The organism is Pseudomonas sp. M5 (assembly GCF_016907075.1).
GTDB lineage: Bacteria > Pseudomonadota > Gammaproteobacteria > Pseudomonadales > Pseudomonadaceae > Aquipseudomonas > Aquipseudomonas putida_E.
In genome coordinates this window covers 1,521,821-1,542,441 of record NZ_JAFBBH010000001.1, presented here as the reverse complement: position 1 = coordinate 1,542,441, position 20,621 = coordinate 1,521,821, and the positions used below count along the sequence as shown (strand labels likewise).

At 58.4% G+C, this 20,621-nt stretch carries 16 protein-coding genes, 1 tRNA gene and 2 pseudogenes; 16 read left to right on the top strand and 3 right to left on the bottom strand.

From position 1 onward, the window contains the following. Window positions 1-19: 19 nt before the first annotated feature. A complete protein-coding gene (locus JOE27_RS07090; RefSeq protein WP_119687445.1) occupies window positions 20-916 on the bottom strand; it encodes a LysR substrate-binding domain-containing protein in 897 nt (298 codons plus the stop codon). 255 nt (window positions 917-1,171) lie between these two features. Here JOE27_RS07090 and JOE27_RS07085 point away from each other — a divergent pair, with 255 nt between their 5' ends. The 8 genes from JOE27_RS07085 to JOE27_RS07050 all read left to right on the top strand — a co-directional run bounded on the left by JOE27_RS07085 (window position 1,172) and on the right by JOE27_RS07050 (window position 7,473). Further along, window positions 1,172-2,551 (top strand): amino acid permease, encoded by a 1,380-nt coding sequence (locus JOE27_RS07085; RefSeq protein ID WP_204918393.1) that lies wholly within the window; start codon window positions 1,172-1,174, stop codon window positions 2,549-2,551. A 104-nt stretch (window positions 2,552-2,655) separates the two neighbouring features. After that, the gene (locus JOE27_RS07080) at window positions 2,656-3,156 is read left to right on the top strand and encodes a PaaI family thioesterase (RefSeq protein WP_204918391.1); all 501 of its coding nucleotides are present in this window, start codon (window positions 2,656-2,658) and stop codon (window positions 3,154-3,156) included. 79 nt (window positions 3,157-3,235) lie between these two features. Then, on the top strand, window positions 3,236-3,667 hold the full coding sequence (locus JOE27_RS07075; RefSeq protein ID WP_204918389.1) for a GNAT family N-acetyltransferase: 432 nt from the start codon (window positions 3,236-3,238) through the stop codon (window positions 3,665-3,667). A 153-nt stretch (window positions 3,668-3,820) separates the two neighbouring features. Continuing rightward, window positions 3,821-4,210, top strand: a complete 390-nt coding sequence (locus JOE27_RS07070) for a helix-turn-helix domain-containing protein (RefSeq protein ID WP_115274359.1) — start codon at window positions 3,821-3,823, stop codon at window positions 4,208-4,210. 63 nt (window positions 4,211-4,273) lie between these two features. Beyond that, a complete protein-coding gene (gene uvrY, locus JOE27_RS07065; protein WP_012315215.1) occupies window positions 4,274-4,912 on the top strand; it encodes a UvrY/SirA/GacA family response regulator transcription factor in 639 nt (212 codons plus the stop codon). Between the two features lie 5 nt (window positions 4,913-4,917). Next, the gene (gene uvrC, locus JOE27_RS07060) at window positions 4,918-6,741 is read left to right on the top strand and encodes an excinuclease ABC subunit UvrC (RefSeq protein ID WP_115274360.1); all 1,824 of its coding nucleotides are present in this window, start codon (window positions 4,918-4,920) and stop codon (window positions 6,739-6,741) included. Window positions 6,742-6,773: 32 nt separating this feature from the next. Then, window positions 6,774-7,334 carry a CDP-diacylglycerol--glycerol-3-phosphate 3-phosphatidyltransferase gene (gene pgsA / locus JOE27_RS07055; RefSeq protein ID WP_046785681.1) on the top strand — a complete coding sequence of 187 codons (561 nt, stop codon included), beginning with the start codon at window positions 6,774-6,776 and terminating at the stop codon, window positions 7,332-7,334. A 63-nt stretch (window positions 7,335-7,397) separates the two neighbouring features. Next, window positions 7,398-7,473: transfer RNA gene (locus tag JOE27_RS07050), tRNA-Gly, on the top strand. Between the two features lie 270 nt (window positions 7,474-7,743). Here the strand turns inward: JOE27_RS07050 and JOE27_RS07045 are convergent. After that, a pseudogene (locus JOE27_RS07045) lies at window positions 7,744-8,076 on the bottom strand (ATP-binding protein); the annotation flags it as partial. A gap of 100 nt (window positions 8,077-8,176) precedes the next feature. Beyond that, a pseudogene (locus tag JOE27_RS24810) lies at window positions 8,177-8,382 on the bottom strand (helix-turn-helix domain-containing protein); the annotation flags it as partial. Window positions 8,383-8,910: 528 nt separating this feature from the next. Between JOE27_RS24810 and tssB the strand changes: the two are divergent. The 8 genes from tssB to vgrG all read left to right on the top strand — a co-directional run bounded on the left by tssB (window position 8,911) and on the right by vgrG (window position 20,610). Further along, complete coding sequence (tssB, locus tag JOE27_RS07040; protein ID WP_177011151.1) at window positions 8,911-9,414, top strand: type VI secretion system contractile sheath small subunit; 504 nt, start codon at window positions 8,911-8,913, stop codon at window positions 9,412-9,414. 34 nt (window positions 9,415-9,448) lie between these two features. Continuing rightward, on the top strand, window positions 9,449-10,987 hold the full coding sequence (gene tssC / locus JOE27_RS07035; RefSeq protein WP_204918385.1) for a type VI secretion system contractile sheath large subunit: 1,539 nt from the start codon (window positions 9,449-9,451) through the stop codon (window positions 10,985-10,987). 23 nt (window positions 10,988-11,010) lie between these two features. Beyond that, complete coding sequence (gene tssK / locus JOE27_RS07030; RefSeq protein WP_204918382.1) at window positions 11,011-12,366, top strand: type VI secretion system baseplate subunit TssK; 1,356 nt, start codon at window positions 11,011-11,013, stop codon at window positions 12,364-12,366. Then, window positions 12,363-13,043, top strand: a complete 681-nt coding sequence (gene tssL, locus JOE27_RS07025) for a type VI secretion system protein TssL, short form (RefSeq protein ID WP_177433156.1) — start codon at window positions 12,363-12,365, stop codon at window positions 13,041-13,043. Before tssK ends, tssL begins: the two co-directional genes overlap by 4 nt. Beyond that, window positions 13,040-14,779, top strand: coding sequence for an OmpA family protein (locus JOE27_RS07020; protein WP_177011155.1), 1,740 nt, complete (start codon window positions 13,040-13,042; stop codon window positions 14,777-14,779). The genes tssL and JOE27_RS07020 overlap by 4 nt, the downstream gene beginning before the upstream one ends. A gap of 16 nt (window positions 14,780-14,795) precedes the next feature. Next, window positions 14,796-15,299: an Hcp family type VI secretion system effector gene (locus tag JOE27_RS07015; RefSeq protein WP_012315100.1), complete on the top strand. Its 504-nt coding sequence runs from the start codon at window positions 14,796-14,798 to the stop codon at window positions 15,297-15,299. Between the two features lie 149 nt (window positions 15,300-15,448). Further along, complete coding sequence (gene tssH / locus JOE27_RS07010) at window positions 15,449-18,103, top strand: type VI secretion system ATPase TssH (RefSeq protein WP_204918380.1); 2,655 nt, start codon at window positions 15,449-15,451, stop codon at window positions 18,101-18,103. Further along, on the top strand, window positions 18,103-20,610 hold the full coding sequence (gene vgrG, locus JOE27_RS07005) for a type VI secretion system tip protein VgrG (RefSeq protein WP_239539309.1): 2,508 nt from the start codon (window positions 18,103-18,105) through the stop codon (window positions 20,608-20,610). The genes tssH and vgrG overlap by 1 nt, the downstream gene beginning before the upstream one ends. Window positions 20,611-20,621 lie beyond the last annotated feature (11 nt).

Sequence of the window (20,621 nt, the reverse complement as noted above, 5' to 3'; positions counted from 1 at the left end):
CCTGGATTCGCGAACTTGGTCAATCTCCCTCTGCCACGCGTTCACCAATCCACTGCACGAAGGCCCTGATCTTCGGCACCTCTGCCGCATGCTCGGCATGGGCGATGAAGTGCCGGCCATTGCTCGCCACCGGGTGGTCCCACGCCACTACCAGCTTGCCTTCGCTCAACTCCTCGGCCACCAGATAGCGCGGGATCAGGGCGATGCCGCAACCGGCGATGGCCGCACGGATGCACAGGTAGAACGTGTCGAAGCGCGGCCCGTGGTAGCTGTTCTGGCTGTGCAGGCCCAGCCCCAGAAACCATTCGTGCCAGGCCTCCGGGCGTGATGCGCATTGCAGCAAGCGGTGTTCGGTGAGGGCTTGGGCACTGTCGAAGCGGTGCCTGGTCTGTAGCTGCGGGGTACACACCGGCACCACCTCTTCGCTGAACAGTTCGATGCAGGTCGCCCCTGGCCAGGTGCCCTGGCCGAAAAAGAAGGCGATGTCGGCCTTGGCCTGCACCAGGTCGAACGGCTCCAGTTCGTTGCGGATGTCCAGGTGGATGCGCGGGTAGCGGTCACCGAAGCCTTTGAGCCTGGGCACCAGCCAGCGCGCACCGAAGGTGGGCTGGGTGGCGATGCGCAGCACTTCGGTTTCGTCGCCATAGCTGAGGATGTAGCGGCTGGAAATGTCGATCTGGTTAAGGATCTTGTTCACTTCGGTCAGGTACAGGGCGCCCGCCGGCGTCAGGTGCAGGCGCCGGCGAATGCGCTGGAACAGCGAGTGCGCCAGCATTTCTTCAAGTTGCGCGACCTGCTTGCTGACGGCGCTCTGGGTCAGGTGCAGTTCCTGTGCCGCCCGGGTGAAGCTCAGGTGGCGGGCGGCCGCTTCGAAGCACTGCAGGGCGGTAGTCGAGGGCATCAGGCGTTTGGACATGGCAGGCGCGTACCGAGCAAAAAAGGAAGGAGTTCATTCCATATTGGAATCATGTGCTTCGAAAAGGTCGTTTGTTGACCTCGCCCTATAGATTAATACTGACCTGGATCAACGATTACAACCGGTACTGCGAAGAGGAGGCAAGTGCACCGCCGGCGACTTCAAAACAAGAAAAAAGAGCATCACCACTTACAAGAATTCTGCTCCAACTTTTTCAGCCGTCCCTGCGGCGGCCGACCCATTCGAGGGTTCTCCATGGCTTCGCTAGAAAACAAGCAGCGTTCCCTGCAGCACGGCCTGACCTCCCGTCAGGTGTCGATGATTTCCATTGCCGGCATCATTGGCGCCGGCCTGTTCATCGGTTCCTCCAACGCCATTGCCACCGCTGGCCCGGCCATTCTCATCTCCTACGCCATGACTGGCCTGCTGGTGTTGCTGGTGATGCGCATGCTTGGCGAAATGGCCATCGCCAACCCCAACAGCGGCTCCTTCTCCACGTACGCCTCCGAGGCCATCGGCCCCTGGGCAGGGTTCACCATCGGCTGGCTGTACTGGTGGTTCTGGGTGCTGATCATCCCGGTCGAAGCCATCGCCGGGGCTGACATCCTGCATGCCTACTTCCCGGCGGTACCGTCCTGGCTGTTCGCCTTCCTGATCATGTTCTTGCTGTCGGGCACCAACCTGGTCAGCGTGAAGAACTTCGGTGCGTTCGAGTACTGGTTTGCCCTGGTCAAGGTAATCGCGATCATTGCCTTCATCGTGGTCTGCAGCCTGGCTGTGTTCGGCTTCTGGCCGCTGGCCGAAGTCTCAGGGGTGAGCCGGCTTTGGGACAGCGGCGGGTTCATGCCCAATGGCTTCGGTACGGTGCTCGGTGGCGTGCTGATCACCATCTTCTCGTTCTTCGGCGCCGAGATCGTCACCATTGCCGCTGACGAGACCGCCAACCCGAAAGACAAGATCCGCCGCGCCACCAACCTGGTGGTGTACCGCATCGCGATCTTCTACCTGGCCTCGATCTTCCTGGTGGTGTCGCTGGTGGCCTGGAACGATCCGCAACTCAAGGCCGTGGGCTCGTTCCAGCGGGTACTTGAGGTGCTGAATGTGCCCGGGGCGAAACTGCTGGTCGACCTGGTGGTGCTGGTGGCGGTCACCAGTTGCATGAACTCCGGCCTCTACACTGCTTCGCGGATGCTGTATTCCCTGGGTGCCCGCGGCCAGGCACTGAGCATGACCAAGCGTATCTCCGGTGCCGGCGTGCCGACGGTGGCGGTTATCCTCTCGACCCTGGCAGGCTTTGCCGGCTGCTTCGTCAACTATGTATTCCCCGGCAAGGTGTTCGGCTTCCTGCTGTCGACCACCGGTGCGATTGCCTTGCTGGTGTACCTGGTGATTGCCGTCTCGCAGCTACGCATGCGGGCCCGGGCTGATCGAGAGGGGCGGCCGCTGGAGTTGAAGATGTGGTTGTTCCCCTGGCTGACCTGGCTGGTGATCGGCACCATCGTGATGGTACTGGGCTACATGCTGTTCAGTGATGCGTACCGTTATGAGACGCTGATGACGGCCGGGGTGACGTTGTTCATCGTGCTGGTTTCGCTGACCCAGCGGCGTGCCAGGGCGGTGGCGCAGCCTGCCTGACCCTTGCGGGGCGCTTTGCGCCCCGCATTTTCATTGGCCCATGCCCAACGCGGCGCTACCATGCAGCTTGCATCCCTTCCCATTCCAAAAAGCACAGGAAGCGTATGACCGAACAAGCTCTCTCCCTGCAGGCGCTGGCCGCACCCGACGGCATTTGCTACGGCTGCGGCGTTGCCCACCCCAGCGGCCTGCATGTGCAGAGCCATTGGGACGCCGACGGTATCCATCTGCTGTGCCGTCACACGCCCGACACCACCTTCACCGGCTGGCCGGGGCTCGTCTACGGCGGCCTGCTGGCGATGCTGGTCGATTGCCACTCCAACTGGGCTGCCATGGCTTACCAACACCGGGCCGAAGGGCGTACCCCCGGCAGCCTGCCGCGTATCGACTGTGTCACCGGCAGCCTGGGCCTGAACTACCTCAAGCCCACACCCATGGGGGTCGAGCTGCTGCTCAAGGCGCGTGTGGAAGGTGAAGTCGGACGCAAGACACGGGTAGTCTGCGAGGTCTGGGCGGGGGATGTGCTGACCGTCTGCGCCGATTCGGTGTTCGTCCGTGTGGATACCGAAAAGCTCAAGTTCAAGGCCCATGGCCAGGTGAGCTGACAACGGCAGGAGAGCCCCATGATCCGCTGCAAGCGCGCGCTGCCCGGCCACCGTTGGTTGTGCACCTGGACGGTGTGTGATGCCCATTGAGCTGATACCTGCCACCGATGCCCACCGCACCTTCGCCCGTGACCTCACGCGTCGGGCCATGCTGGCGTACTACCGGGAGTTCGATCTGTTGTGGATCGAAGAAGCGTTCGATCAGGCCTGGGATTGGCGCGAGCAGTGGCTGGTCGTAGACGGGGACCGCGTGCTGGGCTTCTGCAGCCTCAGCAAGGACCGCCAGGCATTGTTCATTCGCGAGCTGCACCTGCTGCCTGAGCATCGCGGGCAAGGGGTTGGCAGTTGGGTGCTGCAAGCGCTGGCTGCCAAGGCGGCGCAGCAGAGGCTGCCGCTGCTGCGCTTGATGGTGTTCAAGAGCAACCCGGCGCGGCGGCTGTACCGGCGCCAGGGGTTTGTCGTAATGGGCGAGGATGAGTGTTTTGTGCGTATGCAGAAGGTGGTCGCCTGATCTTTGCTGATCGAGCTTGCGGCCCTAGGTGCTGGCTCAATACTGGCTTGCGACCCCGGCGTGCGATGGGCATAGTGACCGAGCAGTCTGCAAGAGCCCACAGGGTTGTGAGCAGTATCCGACGATGGCTAGGGAAGCAGGAGAAGCATCAGTATGAATGGGCTCGGTACGCGTCTTAGGGAAGAGCGTGAACGGCTGGGGATGACCCAGCGGGTGTTTGGTGATATCGGCGGCGTCGAGCCCAATGCCCAGGGCAAATATGAAAGTGGCGAGCGCACACCGAGGGTCGATTACCTGGCTGCCCTGACGGCCAGAGGAGTCGACGCGCTCTATGTGCTCAGCGGTGTGCGCACCCCGGCGCCGCTGGAAAGCCTGACGGCGGATGAAACCGGTTTAGTGGCCGCGTTCAGGCGCCTGGCGGCCGACGACAAAGCGGCGTTTAGGCATTTGCTGGAGCGCCTGATGGGCGATGCAGGCCGCAGTGAAGCGATGCGGCCACAGTGGCGTGAGCGTAGGACATTTCCGAAGGAAGTTTTACGCTAGGCCCGTCTTGAAAAATTTTGTTAAGGTGGCGGGATCCAATCGCCCTGTTGACGAGGTGTCTGCTTGATTAGGGTCCTAGTGGTCGACGACCACGATCTGGTGCGAACCGGTATTACACGCATGCTGGCCGATATCGACGGCTTGCAGGTAGTGGGGGAGGCGGATTCGGGCGAGTCGGCGCTCAAGCTGGTCCGGGAGCTCAAGCCGGATGTCGTGCTGATGGACGTCAAGATGCCTGGTATCGGTGGCCTTGAGGCTACCCGCAAATTGTTGCGCAGCCACCCTGACACCAAGGTGGTGGCCGTGACCGTGTGTGAAGAAGACCCGTTCCCCACGCGCCTGATGCAGGCCGGGGCGGCCGGCTACCTGACCAAGGGCGCGGGGCTGGACGAGATGGTCCAGGCCATCCGTCTGGCGTTTGCCGGGCAGCGTTACATCAGCCCGCAGATTGCTCAGCAACTGGCGCTCAAGTCGTTCCAACCGCAAGGGTCGCCGTTCGACGCCCTGTCGGAGCGGGAAATCCAGATCGCCCTGATGATCGTCGGTTGCCAGAAGGTTCAGCTCATCTCGGACAAGTTGTGCCTGTCGCCCAAGACCGTCAATACTTACCGGTATCGGATCTTTGAAAAACTCTCGGTCACCAGCGACGTCGAACTGACCTTGCTGGCCGTTCGCCACGGTATGGTCGACGCAAGCCTCTGAACCTCATGTCCCAAGTCTTTGATGCCAGCGCGTTCCTGGCGACCTGTAGCGCTCGCCCGGGCGTCTACCGGATGTTCGATAGCGAGACTCGGCTGCTCTATGTGGGCAAGGCCAAGAACCTCAAGAAGCGTCTGGCCAGCTATTTCCGCAAGACCGGCCTGGCGCCTAAAACCGCTGCGCTGGTAGGGCGCATCGCCCAGGTCGAAACCACCATCACTGCCAATGAGACCGAGGCGCTGCTGCTCGAGCAGAACCTCATCAAGCAGTGGCGGCCGCCGTACAACATTCTGCTGCGCGACGATAAATCCTACCCGTATGTGTTTCTGTCCGACGGCCAATTCCCACGGCTGGGCATTCACCGTGGCGCGAAAAAAGCCAAGGGGCGCTACTTTGGTCCATACCCCAGCGCTGGGGCCATCCGCGAAAGCCTCAGCCTGCTGCAAAAAGCCTTCTCGGTACGCCAATGCGAGGACAGCTACTACGCCAACCGTACCCGCCCATGCCTGCAGTACCAGATCAAGCGCTGCAAGGGGCCGTGTGTGGGGCTGGTCGACGCAGAGGAATATGCCGAGGATGTGCGCCATTCGGTGATGTTCCTCGAGGGCCGCAGCCAGCAGTTGGGCAATGAGCTCAATGCCGAGATGGAAAAGGCCGCGATGGCCCTGAACTTCGAGAAGGCAGCCGAGCTGCGCGACCAGATCGCCTTGCTGCGCCGGGTCCAGGACCAGCAATACATGGAAGGCGGGTCTGGTGATGTGGATGTGGTCGCCGCCTTCGTCAACCCCGGTGGCGCCTGCGTGCACCTGATCAGCGTGCGCGGTGGGCGGGTGCTGGGCAGCAAGAACTTCTTCCCGCAGGTCGGTATTGAAGAAGAGGTGGCCGAAGTGATGGCCGCTTTCCTGTCCCAGTACTACCTGGGCAATGCCGAGCGCGAATTGCCGGGTGAGTTGATCGTCAACGTGGTGCACGAGGACTTCGCTGCCATCAGCGAGGCGCTGCAAACCTTGCGTGGCCGCGAGCTGACCATCAGCCACCGCGTGCGTGGCACCCGTGCCCGTTGGCAGCAACTCGCGGTGACCAACGCCGAACAGGCGCTCAATGCCCGCCTGGCCAACCGCCAGCACATGGCTTCGCGGTTCGAGGCCCTGGCCGAGGTGCTGGGCCTGGACGAAGTGCCCCAGCGCCTGGAGTGCTACGACATCAGCCACTCCAGCGGCGAGGCGACGGTAGCCAGTTGCGTGGTATTCGGCCCCGAAGGCCCGCTCAAGTCCGATTACCGTCGCTTCAATATCGAAGGCGTGACCGCCGGCGACGACTACGCCGCCATGCACCAGGCCCTGACGCGCCGCTACGGGCGTATCAAGGACGGCGAGGGCAAATTGCCTGACGTGCTGCTGGTTGACGGCGGCAAGGGCCAGCTGAACATGGCTCGCGAAGTGATGCAGGAGCTGGCGTTCACCGACCTGACCCTGCTCGGCGTGGCCAAGGGCGTGACCCGCAAGGCCGGTTTCGAGACCCTTTACCTGAATGACGTAGCTCACGAGTTCACCCTCAAGGGCGACAACCCGGCGCTGCACCTGATCCAGCAGATCCGCGACGAAGCCCACCGTTTTGCCATCACCGGCCACCGCGCCCGCCGCGGCAAGGCCCGCCGTGTGTCCAGCCTGGAAGACGTTGCCGGGGTAGGGCCCAAGCGCCGTCGCGACCTGCTGAAACATTTCGGCGGCCTGCAGGAGCTCAACCGCGCCAGTATCGATGAAATCGCCAAAGCCCCCGGCATCAGTAAAAAGCTTGCCGAGTCGATTTATGCCAGCCTGCATAGCGAGTAGAATGCGGGCTCAACCCGCAGCCAGTCGTACCGATGAATATTCCAAACCTGCTCACCGTTCTACGCGTCCTGCTCATTCCGATCTTCATCTTGCTGTTCTATATGCCCTATCACTGGAGCTATATGGCCGCCAGCACGGTGTTCGCCATCGCCGCCGCCACCGACTGGCTGGACGGCTACCTGGCCCGTCGCCTGCAGCAGAGCACGCCGTTCGGCGCGTTCCTCGACCCTGTGGCCGACAAGCTGATGGTCGCCGTAGCCCTGGTGCTGCTGGTGCAGGTGCACGCCAACTTCTGGCTGACCCTGCCGGCCGCCGTGATCATCGGCCGCGAAATCGTCGTTTCGGCCCTGCGCGAGTGGATGGCTGAACTGGGGGCGCGGGCGCATGTGGCGGTGTCCAACCTCGGCAAGTGGAAAACCGCAGCGCAAATGCTGGCGCTGATCATCTTGCTGGCCAACCCGCCGCTGGTGACCTTCTGGGTGATTCTGGGCTACGGGTTGCTGCTGGTTGCCGCTGCGCTGACGCTGTGGTCCATGGCCCATTACCTGCTGGCCGCCTGGCCGCACCTGCGTGAAGGTTCGGAACAAAAATAAAACTTTTTTGAATCAAGGGGTTGACGCCGTTTTAGATATCGCTAGAATGGCACCCATCACGACGCGGGAATAGCTCAGTTGGTAGAGCACGACCTTGCCAAGGTCGGGGTCGCGAGTTCGAGTCTCGTTTCCCGCTCCAAATTCGATCCTCAGTGCGTCGCTGAGATCACAAAAAAGAGGCCTAAGGGCCTCTTTTTTTTGTGCCTGCGATTTGGCAGCTTGCCTGCGTGCCGGCGACAGCGCCCGCCCAGGTGAAACAGGCTTAACGGCCTAGCGCACGGTACGCGGCTCGGTCGGCAGCTGCATGCGGATTCCACGACTCTTGGACACCCAGCCCACGATCATTTGGACGCTCATTCCACGCTCGCTTGGACAGGCAGTCGGAGCGCAGCGACGCAGGTTTGAATTGTTAGTCTGAAGCCGCTGCCGCCGTCAATTTTGTTGCGCGCCTGCGCATCGATTCGCCCTTCAGTTCGATCCGATAAGCGTTTTGCACCAGCCGGTCGAGGATCGCATCGCCCAAGGTCGGATAGCCGATCAACGCATGCCATTTGTCCACCGGCATCTGGCTGGTGACCAGCGTCGAGCTGTTGCCGTAGCGGTCGTCCAGCAGTTCGAGCATGTCGCGACGTTGCGCTGCGGTAAACGGTGCCAAGCCCCGGTCGTCCAGGATCAGCAGGTCAGTCTTGGCGTATCCGGCCATCAATTTGGCGAAGCGACCGTCGCTGCGGGCAAGGCCCTGGCCCCAGGGCGACGCAATCCGGTGTGTACCCATGCTCATTCAGGCATCGGTCGCTGATCGGTCGGCACTGGCGCTGCCGGTGGAAACAGCCGTCGATTCAAAGGTAGCGTTTTCGCCACTTGAACACTGTGGTTGAAGTGATCTCTAACTGCTCACAGATGGCCTTGGGGTCACCCCTTCAGCGAGTAAAAGAAGTATCCGCGCCCGTTGCCCGAGGCTTCGCTCCAGCGTCCTCCTGCGTAACCAATGTTGAAGCGTAATGGCGTCAGCAGGTTGCAGTGAAAAGGAAGCGATGGGTCGGGGCATCCGAGAAACCAGGCGAGGTATGAAGGCAGACAGTATATCAATATTCGTTAGAAAATTAACTAACCGCTCACGGCGCTAGTACATGTTTGCTATTTGCGGCTTTGGTTTGGGGTGGCGCTTTTGAACTTGTAGGAATTTTCTGTTCTGGTGCGGCTTGGTGGAAATAACTTGCATTTTATGCATGTTGATCATTATTTCGTCTGAGGTTGTTTTTGTTGATTTGGGTCAATGCGTCGATGGCGGTCGGGTTGCTCTTATTAAATGCATCAATGTTGGCGCTCTAGTGTGCGGCTTCGAACATTTGTTGTCATCTTAGGTATGCCTTGTAGGACGCTTCCTTATTTTAGAAAGGGGGTGGCGCGGCGCCAAAAGATGCGCCATGGTTATCGGGGAGGCACTTCCGGGTAGCGCTTCCGCCCAAGTAGTCGTACGCAGTGGTTCGACTGGCCTTGATTAATTTTGTTGGGGTTCGGTGGCGCTCATTTGGGCGTTGGCTCCCGCTAGAAATCCCGGTTCGCAGGAGGTGGTATGGCTTCAAATAGCTTTCAGAATGAAGTGCCGAAGGCACGTGTCAATATCAAGCTTGATCTGCATACAGGTGGCGCCCAGCGCAAGGTGGAACTTCCCCTTAAACTCATTCTGATGGGAGACTACAGCAACGGGAAGGAAAAGCGCCAGCTATCAGAGCGGCCGAAGGTAAATATCAACAAGAATAATTTTGACAGCGTGCTGTCCGATCTCTCTCCGAGTCTCAAGGTTATTGTTGACGATACGCTGTCGGGCGAGGGTGGGGAAACACCGGTCGAACTGAGCTTTCAGCGCATGAAGGACTTCGAGCCAGAACAGGTTGCTCTGCAAATTCCTCAGTTGCGTGCAATGTTGGCGATGCGAAATTTGCTGCGCGAATTGAAGGCCAATCTTCTGGATAACGCAACGTTCCGTGCTGAATTGGAGCGGATACTTAAAGATGAAGCACTGAGTGACGAGTTGCGTAAGGAACTTGCTGCCCTTGCACCGCCAAGCGAGCGCTAGAAAACCATCATCTCGACAGACTGGAAGCTAATAAATGTCCGAAGAACAATCTTCTGCGCAATCGCGTGGCGCCACCGTGCAGGTGGAAGAAAACCAGAGCGTCTATCACGCGCTGTTTGAAAGAATAAACCTTGAGCCGCTTGATCAGATGGGTGGCATTGAGGTGTTCCAAAGTATCGATGCGTTGTCAGAAGCGACAGCTAATGAGCGCGTTACTGCTTCGGTGAGCGTTTTTCTGGACCGTCTCAAACAAGTCTCTCCCAAGGTGGAGAAGCTGGACAGGGCTCTGCTGGATGAGCACATCGCCTCGATTGACGCTCAGATCAGCAGCCAGCTGGACGCGGTCATGCATCACCCGGATTTTCAACGGGTCGAATCAATCTGGCGCGGCGCGAAGTCGTTGATTGACCAAACGGATTTCCGTCAAAACGTCCGAATTGAGCTGCTCGATATCAGTAAGGAGCATCTGACGCAGGACTTTGAAGACGCGCCGGAGATCGCGCAAAGCGGTTTGTATCTGCATACCTATACCCAGGAATACGATACGCCTGGTGGTGAGCCTATCGCGGCGGCAGTTTCGAATTATGAGTTTGGGCGAGGGGCGCAAGATATCGCATTGTTGCGCAATGTTTCGAAAGTGGCGGCTGCATCCCACATGCCGTTTTTGTACTCGGTTGGTCCGGCCTTCTTCGGAAAAAACACCATGGAGGAAGTGTCCGCGATCAAAGATATCGGTAACTACATGGATCGTGCGGAGTATATTAAGTGGCACGGCTTCAGGCAAACTGACGATGCTCGTTATGCGGGCGGGATAACACCCCGCACATTAGGGCGCTTGCCTTATGGGCCTGATACGAACCCTGTGCGATCTTTCAACTATGTGGAGCGAGTCAAGGGGCCGGATCACAGCAAGTATTTGTGGGTAAGCTCGACATTCGCGTTCGCGGCGAACATGGTCAAGAGCTTTATTGCCAATGGCTGGTGCGTGCAGATTCGAGGGCCACAGTCGGGTGGCGCGGTTACCGACCTGCCGATTCATTTGTACGACATGGGGACGGGTAGTCAAGTCAAGATCCCCTCGGAAGTTATGATTCCGGAGACCCGAGAGTTTGAGTTTGCCAATTTGGGCTTGATTCCGCTCTCGTATTACAAGAATCGTGACTACGCATGTTTCTTCTCGGCCAACTCAGCGCACAAGCCGGCAATCTATGACACGGCGGAGGCCACGGCAAATAGTCGTATCAATTCGAGGTTGCCCTATGTGTTCCTGCTTTCTCGCATTGCACATTATTTGAAGGTTATCCAGCGGGAGAATATCGGTACAACTAAAGACCGTCGCCTGTTGGAGTTGGAACTCAATAGGTGGGTCAGTGGCCTGGTCACCGAGATGACCGATCCGGGAGATGACTTGCAAGCTTCCCACCCGCTGAGAGAGGCAAAAGTGGTTGTCGAGGACATTGATGACAACCCGGGCTTCTTCAGGGTCAAGTTGTTCGCTGTGCCGCATTTCCAGGTTGAAGGTATGGACATCAACCTCTCATTGGTTTCGCAGATGCCCAAAGCAAAATCTTGATTGCGGTTGCAGGAGTGTATGTCGTGAAAATCGACCGGCCTTTATGGGCGTCCGGAGTGGTGTTGTCTGCGCAGCAGTTTCAACAGCAGGCCCGCTTTGAATCGTGGACCAACCAGAGTATTGCCTCACTGGGCTTGGTCCACCCTTGGGGCATCCAAAATGTGGCGTTTGATGCAGATGCGCTGAGGTTGGGTAAGCTGAAGGCCACTCGGCTTCAGTTGTGCCTACCAGACGGTACTTTGATCGACACCGATCGGCTGGATCGACTACCCAGTGCCCTGGAACTCTCTCGGGTAGTGCCCGGAGATATCCAGACGGCAACGGTTGTGATCGCTTTGCCACTGGAACAGGCCAATGGTAACAACTGCCTGTTTGAGGGTGGCAGCGCTGAGCGGCCCGTCAGATATCACCAGGTATGGCGTGATACCAAGGATCTCTACACCAGTGAAATACAGTCAATCAGCGTGCTCGAACATGCGCTGAGCTTGCGTCTGGCTGATGACGATAATGCGGATTATCTGACCTGCCCGGTGGGGCGTTTGCTGCGTGATGGCAAGGATGGGTGGGGCATTGATGATACCTACATCCCGCCGTTGCTGAAGTTTGATGCTCATGCTGGGTTGTTGCTTCAACTCGACAACCTGCTCACCCAGCTGTCCGCCAAGCGTGAGCGTTTGATGGGAATGCGCCGGGAGAGCAACCAGCGAATGGCGGATTTCGCTGTTGCAGATGTCACGTTGTTCTGGTTGCTCAACGCACTGAACACTTATCAGCCGGTGTTGGCAGACATAAAAGCGCAGCCTGCTCGCCATCCGGAGCAGGTATATCAACAGTTGGTGAAGTTTGCAGGTGGCCTGCTGACCTTCTCGTTAGACCAGCACATAGAGGACATACCCGCCTACCAGCACGCGGACCTTGAGGCGGTTTTCCCGCCCTTGATGCGTACCCTATCCACATTGCTGGAGGCGAGCCTGCCGTCCCGCGTGCTGGCGCTGATCCTGGAGGCGCGTAGCGCAAACCGCTGGCAGGTTTCTCTGAGCGATCCACGTCTGCTTGAGCCTGAAGGGGCTGACTTCTATTTATCGGTCCGTTGCCGGCTGCCAGCCGTACAAGTTCAAAGCCAATTCCCACGGCTGTGCAAGATCGGTTGCCCCGATGATGTGGACCATCTCGTCAATGCGGCACTCGATGGCGTTCCACTGAAACCTTTGAGCCATGTGCCCGCCGCGATACCGCTGCGGCTAGAGAATCAGTACTTCGCGCTCGATCTCAGCCATGCAAAGGGCCGCGCCATGCTGGCTGATGGGGTCTGTGCCCTCTATGTCCCGAGTGTGTTTCAGGGTGTCCAGCTCGAATTGTTCGCGGTGCTTCGCTCATGAGTCGCACAGTGCAGAAGCACACCGCAGCCAAGGTGGACATCGACGCGTTGCTGCAGGACACCTATCTGTTGGTTGTCGAGTTGCGACACGGTACCGATGCGCACAGTAGTCCGCAGCTGTGGTCAAGGTGCGTGGCTGATGTCGAGCATGTACGAGCCATGCTTCAGCAGGAGGGTCTGGACCGCCGCAGCGTCGATCTGATCAGTCATGCGCAGTGTGCGCTTCTGGACGAAACAGTACTTGCCCGCGCCGAAGGCAGTGCCCATGAGGATTGGGCGATGGAGACCTTACAGGCAAGGTTTTTCAGCAGCCATCAGGCGGGGGAGTCGCTCTACGAAGATATGCGCTCTGCGCTGCAGGAAGCCTCTGTGTCCCCTTGCGTACTCACAGTATTTCATCGAGTCCTGATGCTTGGATTCCTGGGGCGCTACCGAGAGGCAAACCACCCGGAGCGGCAGCAGTTGTTGACTGCCATCTCCGCGCAAGTGCCGCCTCTGGATACAAGTCAGTCGCTGGTCGTTCAGTTAGGCAGTGGCCCACGGATGCCGATGTGGGGTTGGTTGCGATCTCCTCTGCTTCACATCGTGATGGCAGCTGCTCTTTTGGTAGGTGCTTGGTGGGCGCTTGATCACGCGTTAGGTGAGGCAGTGGCCTCGCTCTTGCCGGTGCAGAGATGAGCGCAATGGCGCAGGTACACAAACAGGGGCTTTGGCTATGGGCCGGTGCGCTGTCCTGGTTGTTGATTGCCACGTTGCCGCTGGCTGTAGAGGTTCAAGCGATCGCTACTCTGGTAGTCACTGCCTTGCTGGTGTTGGGTTGGCGCCGGACTCAGCGTACTGCCAAGAAACGTACACCGTTGCAGTGGGGCAGCGGTGTCCGCCTGCCTGCTGGCTCGTATCGTCATCCTGTCGTTCTAGCGGTCGGCGATTGCTTGGCTGAGCTGTTTGGGGCCTCGTCTGCTGAGCAGTTGGCGCCACGGGTAACAGTGGAGGGGTGTTATGTGCCAGTGCCCGATCTCTTGAAGTTGTCCGCAGCCGTGGCCGATCTGCTGCTGGAGCGGCCAGAGTGGGACGGGCAGCTCAGTGTCATGTGGCTGGTCAATCCCAGCGCCCATACTGACGGCGCAGTGCTTGCGAACCAGATACAAAGCTTGTGCCACCAGGTTGCGATATTGCGCAAGCGAGGTAGACCGCTGCCGCTGCTGATTGTGGGCTACTTCCCGAGCGCAGTTGGGGTGTCGCCCTGGTTCAGCTGGGAAACTGAAGCATCAAGTGTGCGAGCGCGTGAGGTGGGTGAGTGCCTGACGCTGGCCGAATGGGAGCGCAGGGGCACAGAACCTGAGAACCAGGCTGATCGATTCCGAACCACGGTGCAGTTGAGCGCTGCTGTGGGTTGGTTGAATCAAGCGTGCTTGCCGGAAATTGGCAAACGTAATTCCCGCGAGGGGATCGTAACAGCGGACGCCGTTGCGGTTGCATTTTGTCCCAAGTCTGAGGGCGCGCGTGATGGCAACCTCTGGCACCGTTGGCTACAGGAGCGGACTGGCCTTTCCTTCGCAGGTAGTGGGCCTAAACATACAAACGCGTCGTTACCCTTTCCTGATGCACTGCTCCATGTGTTGCCTGGCAGTACTCCACACAGTCGGCGAAGCAGGGCTGTGGTGATTGGAGTCTGGTTGTTCGTACTGACGGCTTGCGTTGCGCTGATTAGTTCGGCGAGGCAGAACACGCTCTTGATCCGTCAGGTCACCGATGATTTGCGACGCTACAGCACGGCTTCGCTGAGCCCCGATTCGGACAAAGTATCGCAACGCCAGGAGGCACTGATGGTGCTTCGCCAGGAGGCGCAGCGACTGGACCGCTACTATCGCCAAGGGGAACCGTGGTCGTTGGGGATTGGGCTCTATCAGGGCGAAAGGCTGCGTCCTTCGTTGTTGGCCGCAATCAACGGCCATCACATCCCGACGATGCCTCAGGGAGTGGCTGACAAGCCACGCACGGTTCGCCTGGACAGCCTGTCGCTCTTCAACAGTGGTAGCGCGCAGTTGAAGCCAGGATCGACCAAGTTTTTGGTGAATGCACTTGCAGACATCAAGGCCCAGCCAGGCTGGTTGATCGTGATCACGGGCCATACGGACGCGACGGGTAGTGACGAACAGAATTTGCGTTTGTCGCGAACACGCGCGGCGGCGGTTCATGACTGGATACAACACATGGGTGACATACCCAGCAACTGCTTCGCAGTTCAAGGCTTGGGTGCAAGCGAGCCCGTTGCAAGTAATGACACGGAACAAGGACGGTCGGCTAATCGCCGAGTTGAAATTCGCCTGGTGCCGGAGGCGGGGGCTTGTCAGCCCTCGGCTACGGCCTCAGGACTGCAACCCAAGTCGCACTCTGCGACTCCCAAAGTTTGAAATGAGGAGCTTCTAAATGGCTATTCCTGTTTATCTGTGGCTGAAAGACGATGGTGGAGCCGATATCAAAGGCTCGGTGGATGTAAAGGGCCGTGAGGGTAGTGTTGAAGTAGTCGGTCAAGATCATGATTTGTATATCCCTACCGATAACAATACCGGCAAATTAACGGGTACGCGTATCCATACGCCTTTTGTTTTTACCAAGGAGATAGACGCCTCCTCTCCTTATCTCTACAAGGCCGTGACGACTGGGCAGACGCTTAAAGAGGCGGAGTTCAAATGGTACAAGATTAATGATGCCGGGCAGGAGGTGGAGTATTTCAACACCAAACTGGAAAACGTAAAGGTCGTGAAAGTTGCACCGAAGATGCACGATGTCAAAGATCCGGCGAAAGAAAAACACAATCACTTGGAACTAGTCGAGCTGCGCTACGAAAAAATTACTTGGGCATTCAAGGATGGGAACATCATCCATTCAGACTCCTGGAATGAGCGCCCTAGCGCCGCTGCCGCTGGATGAAACCGGACTGTCAACCGAGGTTGGTTGACAGCCTCCAGTGTCTTGGGTTGAGCGTCCGTGCGCGGGCGTTCAGCCAAATACACCTCAGCTATTCAGATGCGCTCGCACTTGTGGCGGCATGTTGATTATTGACGACAAGGATGCCCTGTATGGCACACGATCCTACCCGCCTGCTTCGCCGGCTAAACGCCTACTGTACCCAGGCACTCACGGCAGCGGCTTCACTTTGTCAGGCGCGCGGGCACAGTCATATCACTGTTGAACATTGGCTGTTGAAGTTGTTTGAGCAGGGCGAGGGCGATCTCGTGGTCCTCGCCCGCCGATACGAGTGGGATATGGATGCCATCTGGCAAGGGCTGCTTGACCACTTCCATACATTGCCGCGCAGCGTTCTCAGCAAACCTCAGTTGAGCGGTGAGGTGCAGCAGCTGATCACCAATGCCTGGTTGTTGGCATCGCTGGATCGTGACTGTGAGCAATTGCGATCCGTTCACTTGCTGGGGGCGTTATTTGAAACGCCTAACTTGCTCAAATGTTCCGCCGCCTGGTCTCTATTGAGCGTCGGTCCGACGCAGTTCAAGCAAATGGAAACGCTGCTTGAGTTTGACTCCGAAGAACGTCAACCGGGGCAGACATCACTGTTCAAGCCAGAAGTGTCAGGAGAGGCTAAGGCGGCAGTCGTCTTGAAGGGGGACGAAGCATCAGTCGCTGTCCTCGATCAGTTTAGCCATGACGTCACTACCCAGGCAGCAGCGGGGCAAATCGACCCGGTGTTCGGCCGCGACGATGAGATCCGTCAAATGATCGATGTGCTGAGCCGTCGGCGCAAGAACAACCCTATCCTTGTTGGCGATCCAGGTGTTGGAAAAACCGCTCTGGTCGAGGGGCTTGCTTTACGCATCGCCAGCGGGGATGTCCCCGATAGCTTGAAACCGGTGTGTATCCGTACTCTGGACCTAGGGTTGCTCCAGGCGGGCGCAGGGGTCAAAGGCGAGTTCGAGCAACGGCTGAAGAACGTAATTGATGCCGTCCAGCGGTCAGAGACGCCGGTGCTGCTGTTCATCGATGAAGCGCACACCTTGATCGGTGCTGGCAATCAGGCAGGGGGCGCAGATGCGGCGAATCTGCTGAAACCGGCTTTGGCGCGTGGCGAGCTGCGCACCATCGCTGCCACCACGTGGAGTGAATACAAGCAGTACTTCGAGCGCGATGCGGCGTTAGAGCGTCGCTTCCAGATGATCAAGGTCGATGAGCCGGATGATGCCAATGCCTGTGTGATGCTGCGAGGGCTTAAAGCCCGTTATGCCAGCTACCACGGCGTGCATGTTCAAGACGCCGCAGTGCAGGCGGCGGTCAGCTTGTCTCGCCGCTTTCTGACGGGGCGACGCTTGCCAGACAAAGCGGTTGATCTGGTTGATACCGCCTGTGCGCGGGTTCGCATGAGTTTGGATTGTGAGCCTCACGCACTGGTCCAGCTGAAGTCGCAAAAGTCGGCGCTGACCGCCGAGCGAATGGCGCTGGAAGAGGATGCGCAGTTAACCGGCAGCCTGACTGAGCCGCGCCTGGTAAAGATCAATGCACAACTGGTCCAACTTGAAGGTCAGCAAGGCGCGTTGGAGCTGCAATACCAGCAAGAGCTCAATCTCACCCACCAGCTGCTACATGCTCGTCAGGCAGAGCAGGTTGATACAGCCGCCTGCGCTCAGCTTCAAAAAGACCTCAGCTACGTGCAGGGTAGTCGGCCGCTACTGTCACTCGACGTTTGCGCCCGCAGTGTTGGTGAGGTGATTGCTGACTGGACCGGTGTGCCCCTTGGGAGCCTGCTCAAAGACGAACACGCCAGCTTGTTGAACCTGGAAGATAAGTTGGCCGAGCGTATTGTTGGTCAAGACCCAGCACTGCTTGCACTTGCACAACGGTTGCGCGCCGCCCGAACGGGCCTCACTGACGACAGTGCACCGACGGGCGTCTTCCTGCTGGTAGGAACCAGCGGTATTGGTAAAACGCAGACGGCGCATGCATTAGCCAGCAGTTTGTTCGGTGGTGAGAAGTCCTTGATCACGCTCAACATGTCGGAGTACCAAGAGGCGCATACCGTTAGCCAACTCAAGGGCTCGCCGCCTGGCTACGTAGGTTACGGCCAGGGCGGCGTACTCACCGAAGCCGTTCGCCAGCATCCCTATAGCGTGGTGTTGCTGGACGAAGTCGAAAAGGCCCACCGTGATGTGCTCAACCTGTTCTATCAGGTGTTCGACCGGGGCTTCATGCGTGATGGAGAAGGAAGGGAGATCGATTTTCGCAACACGGTCATTCTCATGACTTCCAACCTGGGCAGTGACCTGCTGCAGGGGTGGGTTGAGCGGCAGCCAGACATTGAGGAAGCTGCTCTGCATGAACTATTGCGTCCCGTGTTACGCGAGCACTTCCAGGCTGCACTGTTGGCACGCTTCCAGACATTGATCTACCGCCCATTGGGGGCCGATGCACTCAAGCGCATTGTCGCCATCAAACTCGATCAAGTGGCCAAGCGCTTGCTGCGTCATTACGGCCTGCAATGTGAGGTTGATGACTCGCTCTACGAAGCGCTGGTAGCTGCCTGCCTTTTGCCCGATACCGGCGCTCGCAATATCGATAGCTTGCTCAATCAACAGATCCTGCCGGTGCTCAGTCAGCAGTTACTCCAGCGCCAAGCGCTCGGACAGCCAACCCAAGCCGTGACGCTTGGATACTGCGAAGACGCCGGCATCAGCTTGAGCTTTGCAGATGAACACCACGCAGCCGTGGCGGCTGCCGAGGGGGTTTGATGATGTCGAAGCCAATAATGGGTTTCACCCATAACCACTACCAGCTTGAAGTCGACCAGCTTGCTGTTGAGCTTGATGTACTGTCGTTCAAAGGTGAAGAGTGGCTGAGCAAACCGTTCAAGTACACCGTGGCATTCACTTCCCCGGAGCAGGATATCGAGGCTGCGCAGATCCTCGGGAAGGATGCCAGCTTTTATCTGGGCAAGTCTCAACCCACCGTCCAGCTCTCAATGATCAACGCTGCTTCACGTACGCTGCATGGCGTGATCACCGGTTTCAAGCGTGTCTCCGGTTCCCGGGATGAAGCCCGCTACCAAGTCACACTCGAAGCGCACCTGGCATTGCTCGGGCGTGGCAAGCAGTACCGGATCTACCAGCATCAGTCGGTGCCGGAAATCGTTGAAAGTGTCCTCCGTAGTCGCCACCAGTTCGAAGGGCAGCACTTCTTGTTTGACCTGGCGCGCGAGTATCCCAAGCGTGAACAGGTCATGCAGTACGGTGAGAGCGATCTGGCCTTCATCAGCCGTCTGCTGGCGGAGGTCGGCATTTGGTATCGCTTTACCCACGATGATCGCCTTTCCATCGATGTGGTCGAGTTTCACGACCATCAACGCCATTACCAGTTTGGACTCACGCTGCCACATCGCCCGCTGTCGGGTTTGACCAGCAATGGGCAGGAGGGCGTATGGGCGCTCCAAGTTGAGCATCAGGTGGTGGAGCAGCACATCAATGTGCGGGCTTATCACCACCGGGACGCGGCCGCTTTCCTGGATGGTGAGGTTGATCACAGCCGGGGGGCCACCACTACTTACGGCGAAGGCTATCACTACGGTGAACCCTATGCCGCGCTGGGTGACGCCATTGACCAAGATGAGGACCTGCTCAGCGAAAGTGGCTACTTCTATGCGCGCCTGAATCATGAACGCTTTCTCAACGACCAGACGCGTTGCAATGGCGTCAGCAGCAGCGTAACGCTTGCCCCAGGGCAAGTGCTGACGGTCTCTGACGGGGCACCACAGGTGTTCGAGCCTGGGGTGGTCATTACACATTTGACCGTCGAGGCCGCACGCGACCGGAGTTTGGAGGCCAGGTTCGACGCGATTCCCTATTCGGAGTCGATAGGCTTTCGGCCTAGATTGCTGGGCAAGCCACAGATCGCCGGTACGGTGCCGGCCCGCGTCACCAGCCCACAGGCTAACGATCCCTACGCGCATATCGACCTGGAAGGGCGCTATCGGGTGAGTTTTCTGTTCGATCGCGACAGCTGGAAAGCCGGTGAGGAAAGTGCCTGGCTACGCCTGGCCCGACCCTACGCCGGCGACACTCATGGCCTGCATTTACCACTTATCGCCGGCACTGAGGTGGCTATCGCCTTCGAACAGGGGGACCCGGACCGGCCCTACATCGCCCATGCCCTGCACGACAGCCGGCATGTGGACCACGTTACCCTACGCAACGACAAGCGCAACGTGCTGCGCACCCCGGCCAACAACAAACTGCGCATGGACGACGCCCGCGGGCAGGAGCACATCAAGCTCAGTACGGAGCACAGTGGCAAGACTCAACTAAATCTCGGGCATCTGGTCGATGCCGAGCGCCGGCCTCGCGGGGAGGGCGCGGAACTGCGCACTGATGGGCATGCCGCGATCCGTGGCGGCAGTGGCATCTTCATCAGTGCTGACGCTCAGCCTCAAGCCCAAGGGACAATGCTGGAGATGGGAGCAGCGTTGGCTCAGCTCAATAACGCTCTGGCATTGGTGAACGCACTGGCGCAAAGCGCAGCTGTGTCGGGAGCATTACCAGCTGATAATCAGGCCCAACAGAGCCTGCGGGAGGCATTGGCGCGGCTCAAAGATGCGGGACTCCTTGCCTCGGCACCTGCCGGGATAGCTATGGTTACACCTGCAAACATCCAACTATCGGCAGAAAACTCTATTACAGCTACGGCTGGTGACAGTGCTGACTTCAGCCTATTCAAACGTTTTAGCGTAGCCGCAGGTGAGGCTATCAGTCTGTTCGCTCAAAAGTTAGGGCTCAGATTAATTGCGGCTCGTGGCCCTGTGGACATTCAGGCACAAAGCGATGCGATGACGTTACAAGCAGACAAGGAACTCGCTTTAAATAGCAGTAATGGCGAGATCGTTCTCAATGCCCAACACGGCATCACTCTGGTTAGCAGAGGTGCCTATATCAAGATAAAAGACGGATCTGTTGAGATCGGTGCCCCGGGTGAACTGCATATCAAGAATGACAATATCGCTTGGGGAGGCACTGCCTCATTGGAAAAGGCCCTGGCACCGATGATTCTGGAAGATCCTGTTTACAGCAGTCCCATGCAAGGTGGCTTTCAAGTTAGAGATAAAGTTAGTGACAAGCCAAAACCTTACGTACGGTATCGAATTGAAGCTGCCGATGGCAGCGTGCTGAGAGGCATGACAGATGGGAATGGTTATACACAATCCCACTATGGAATTGATCTTCAAAGCATAAAGTTATTCTTTGAGTAACTTCGGAGCGA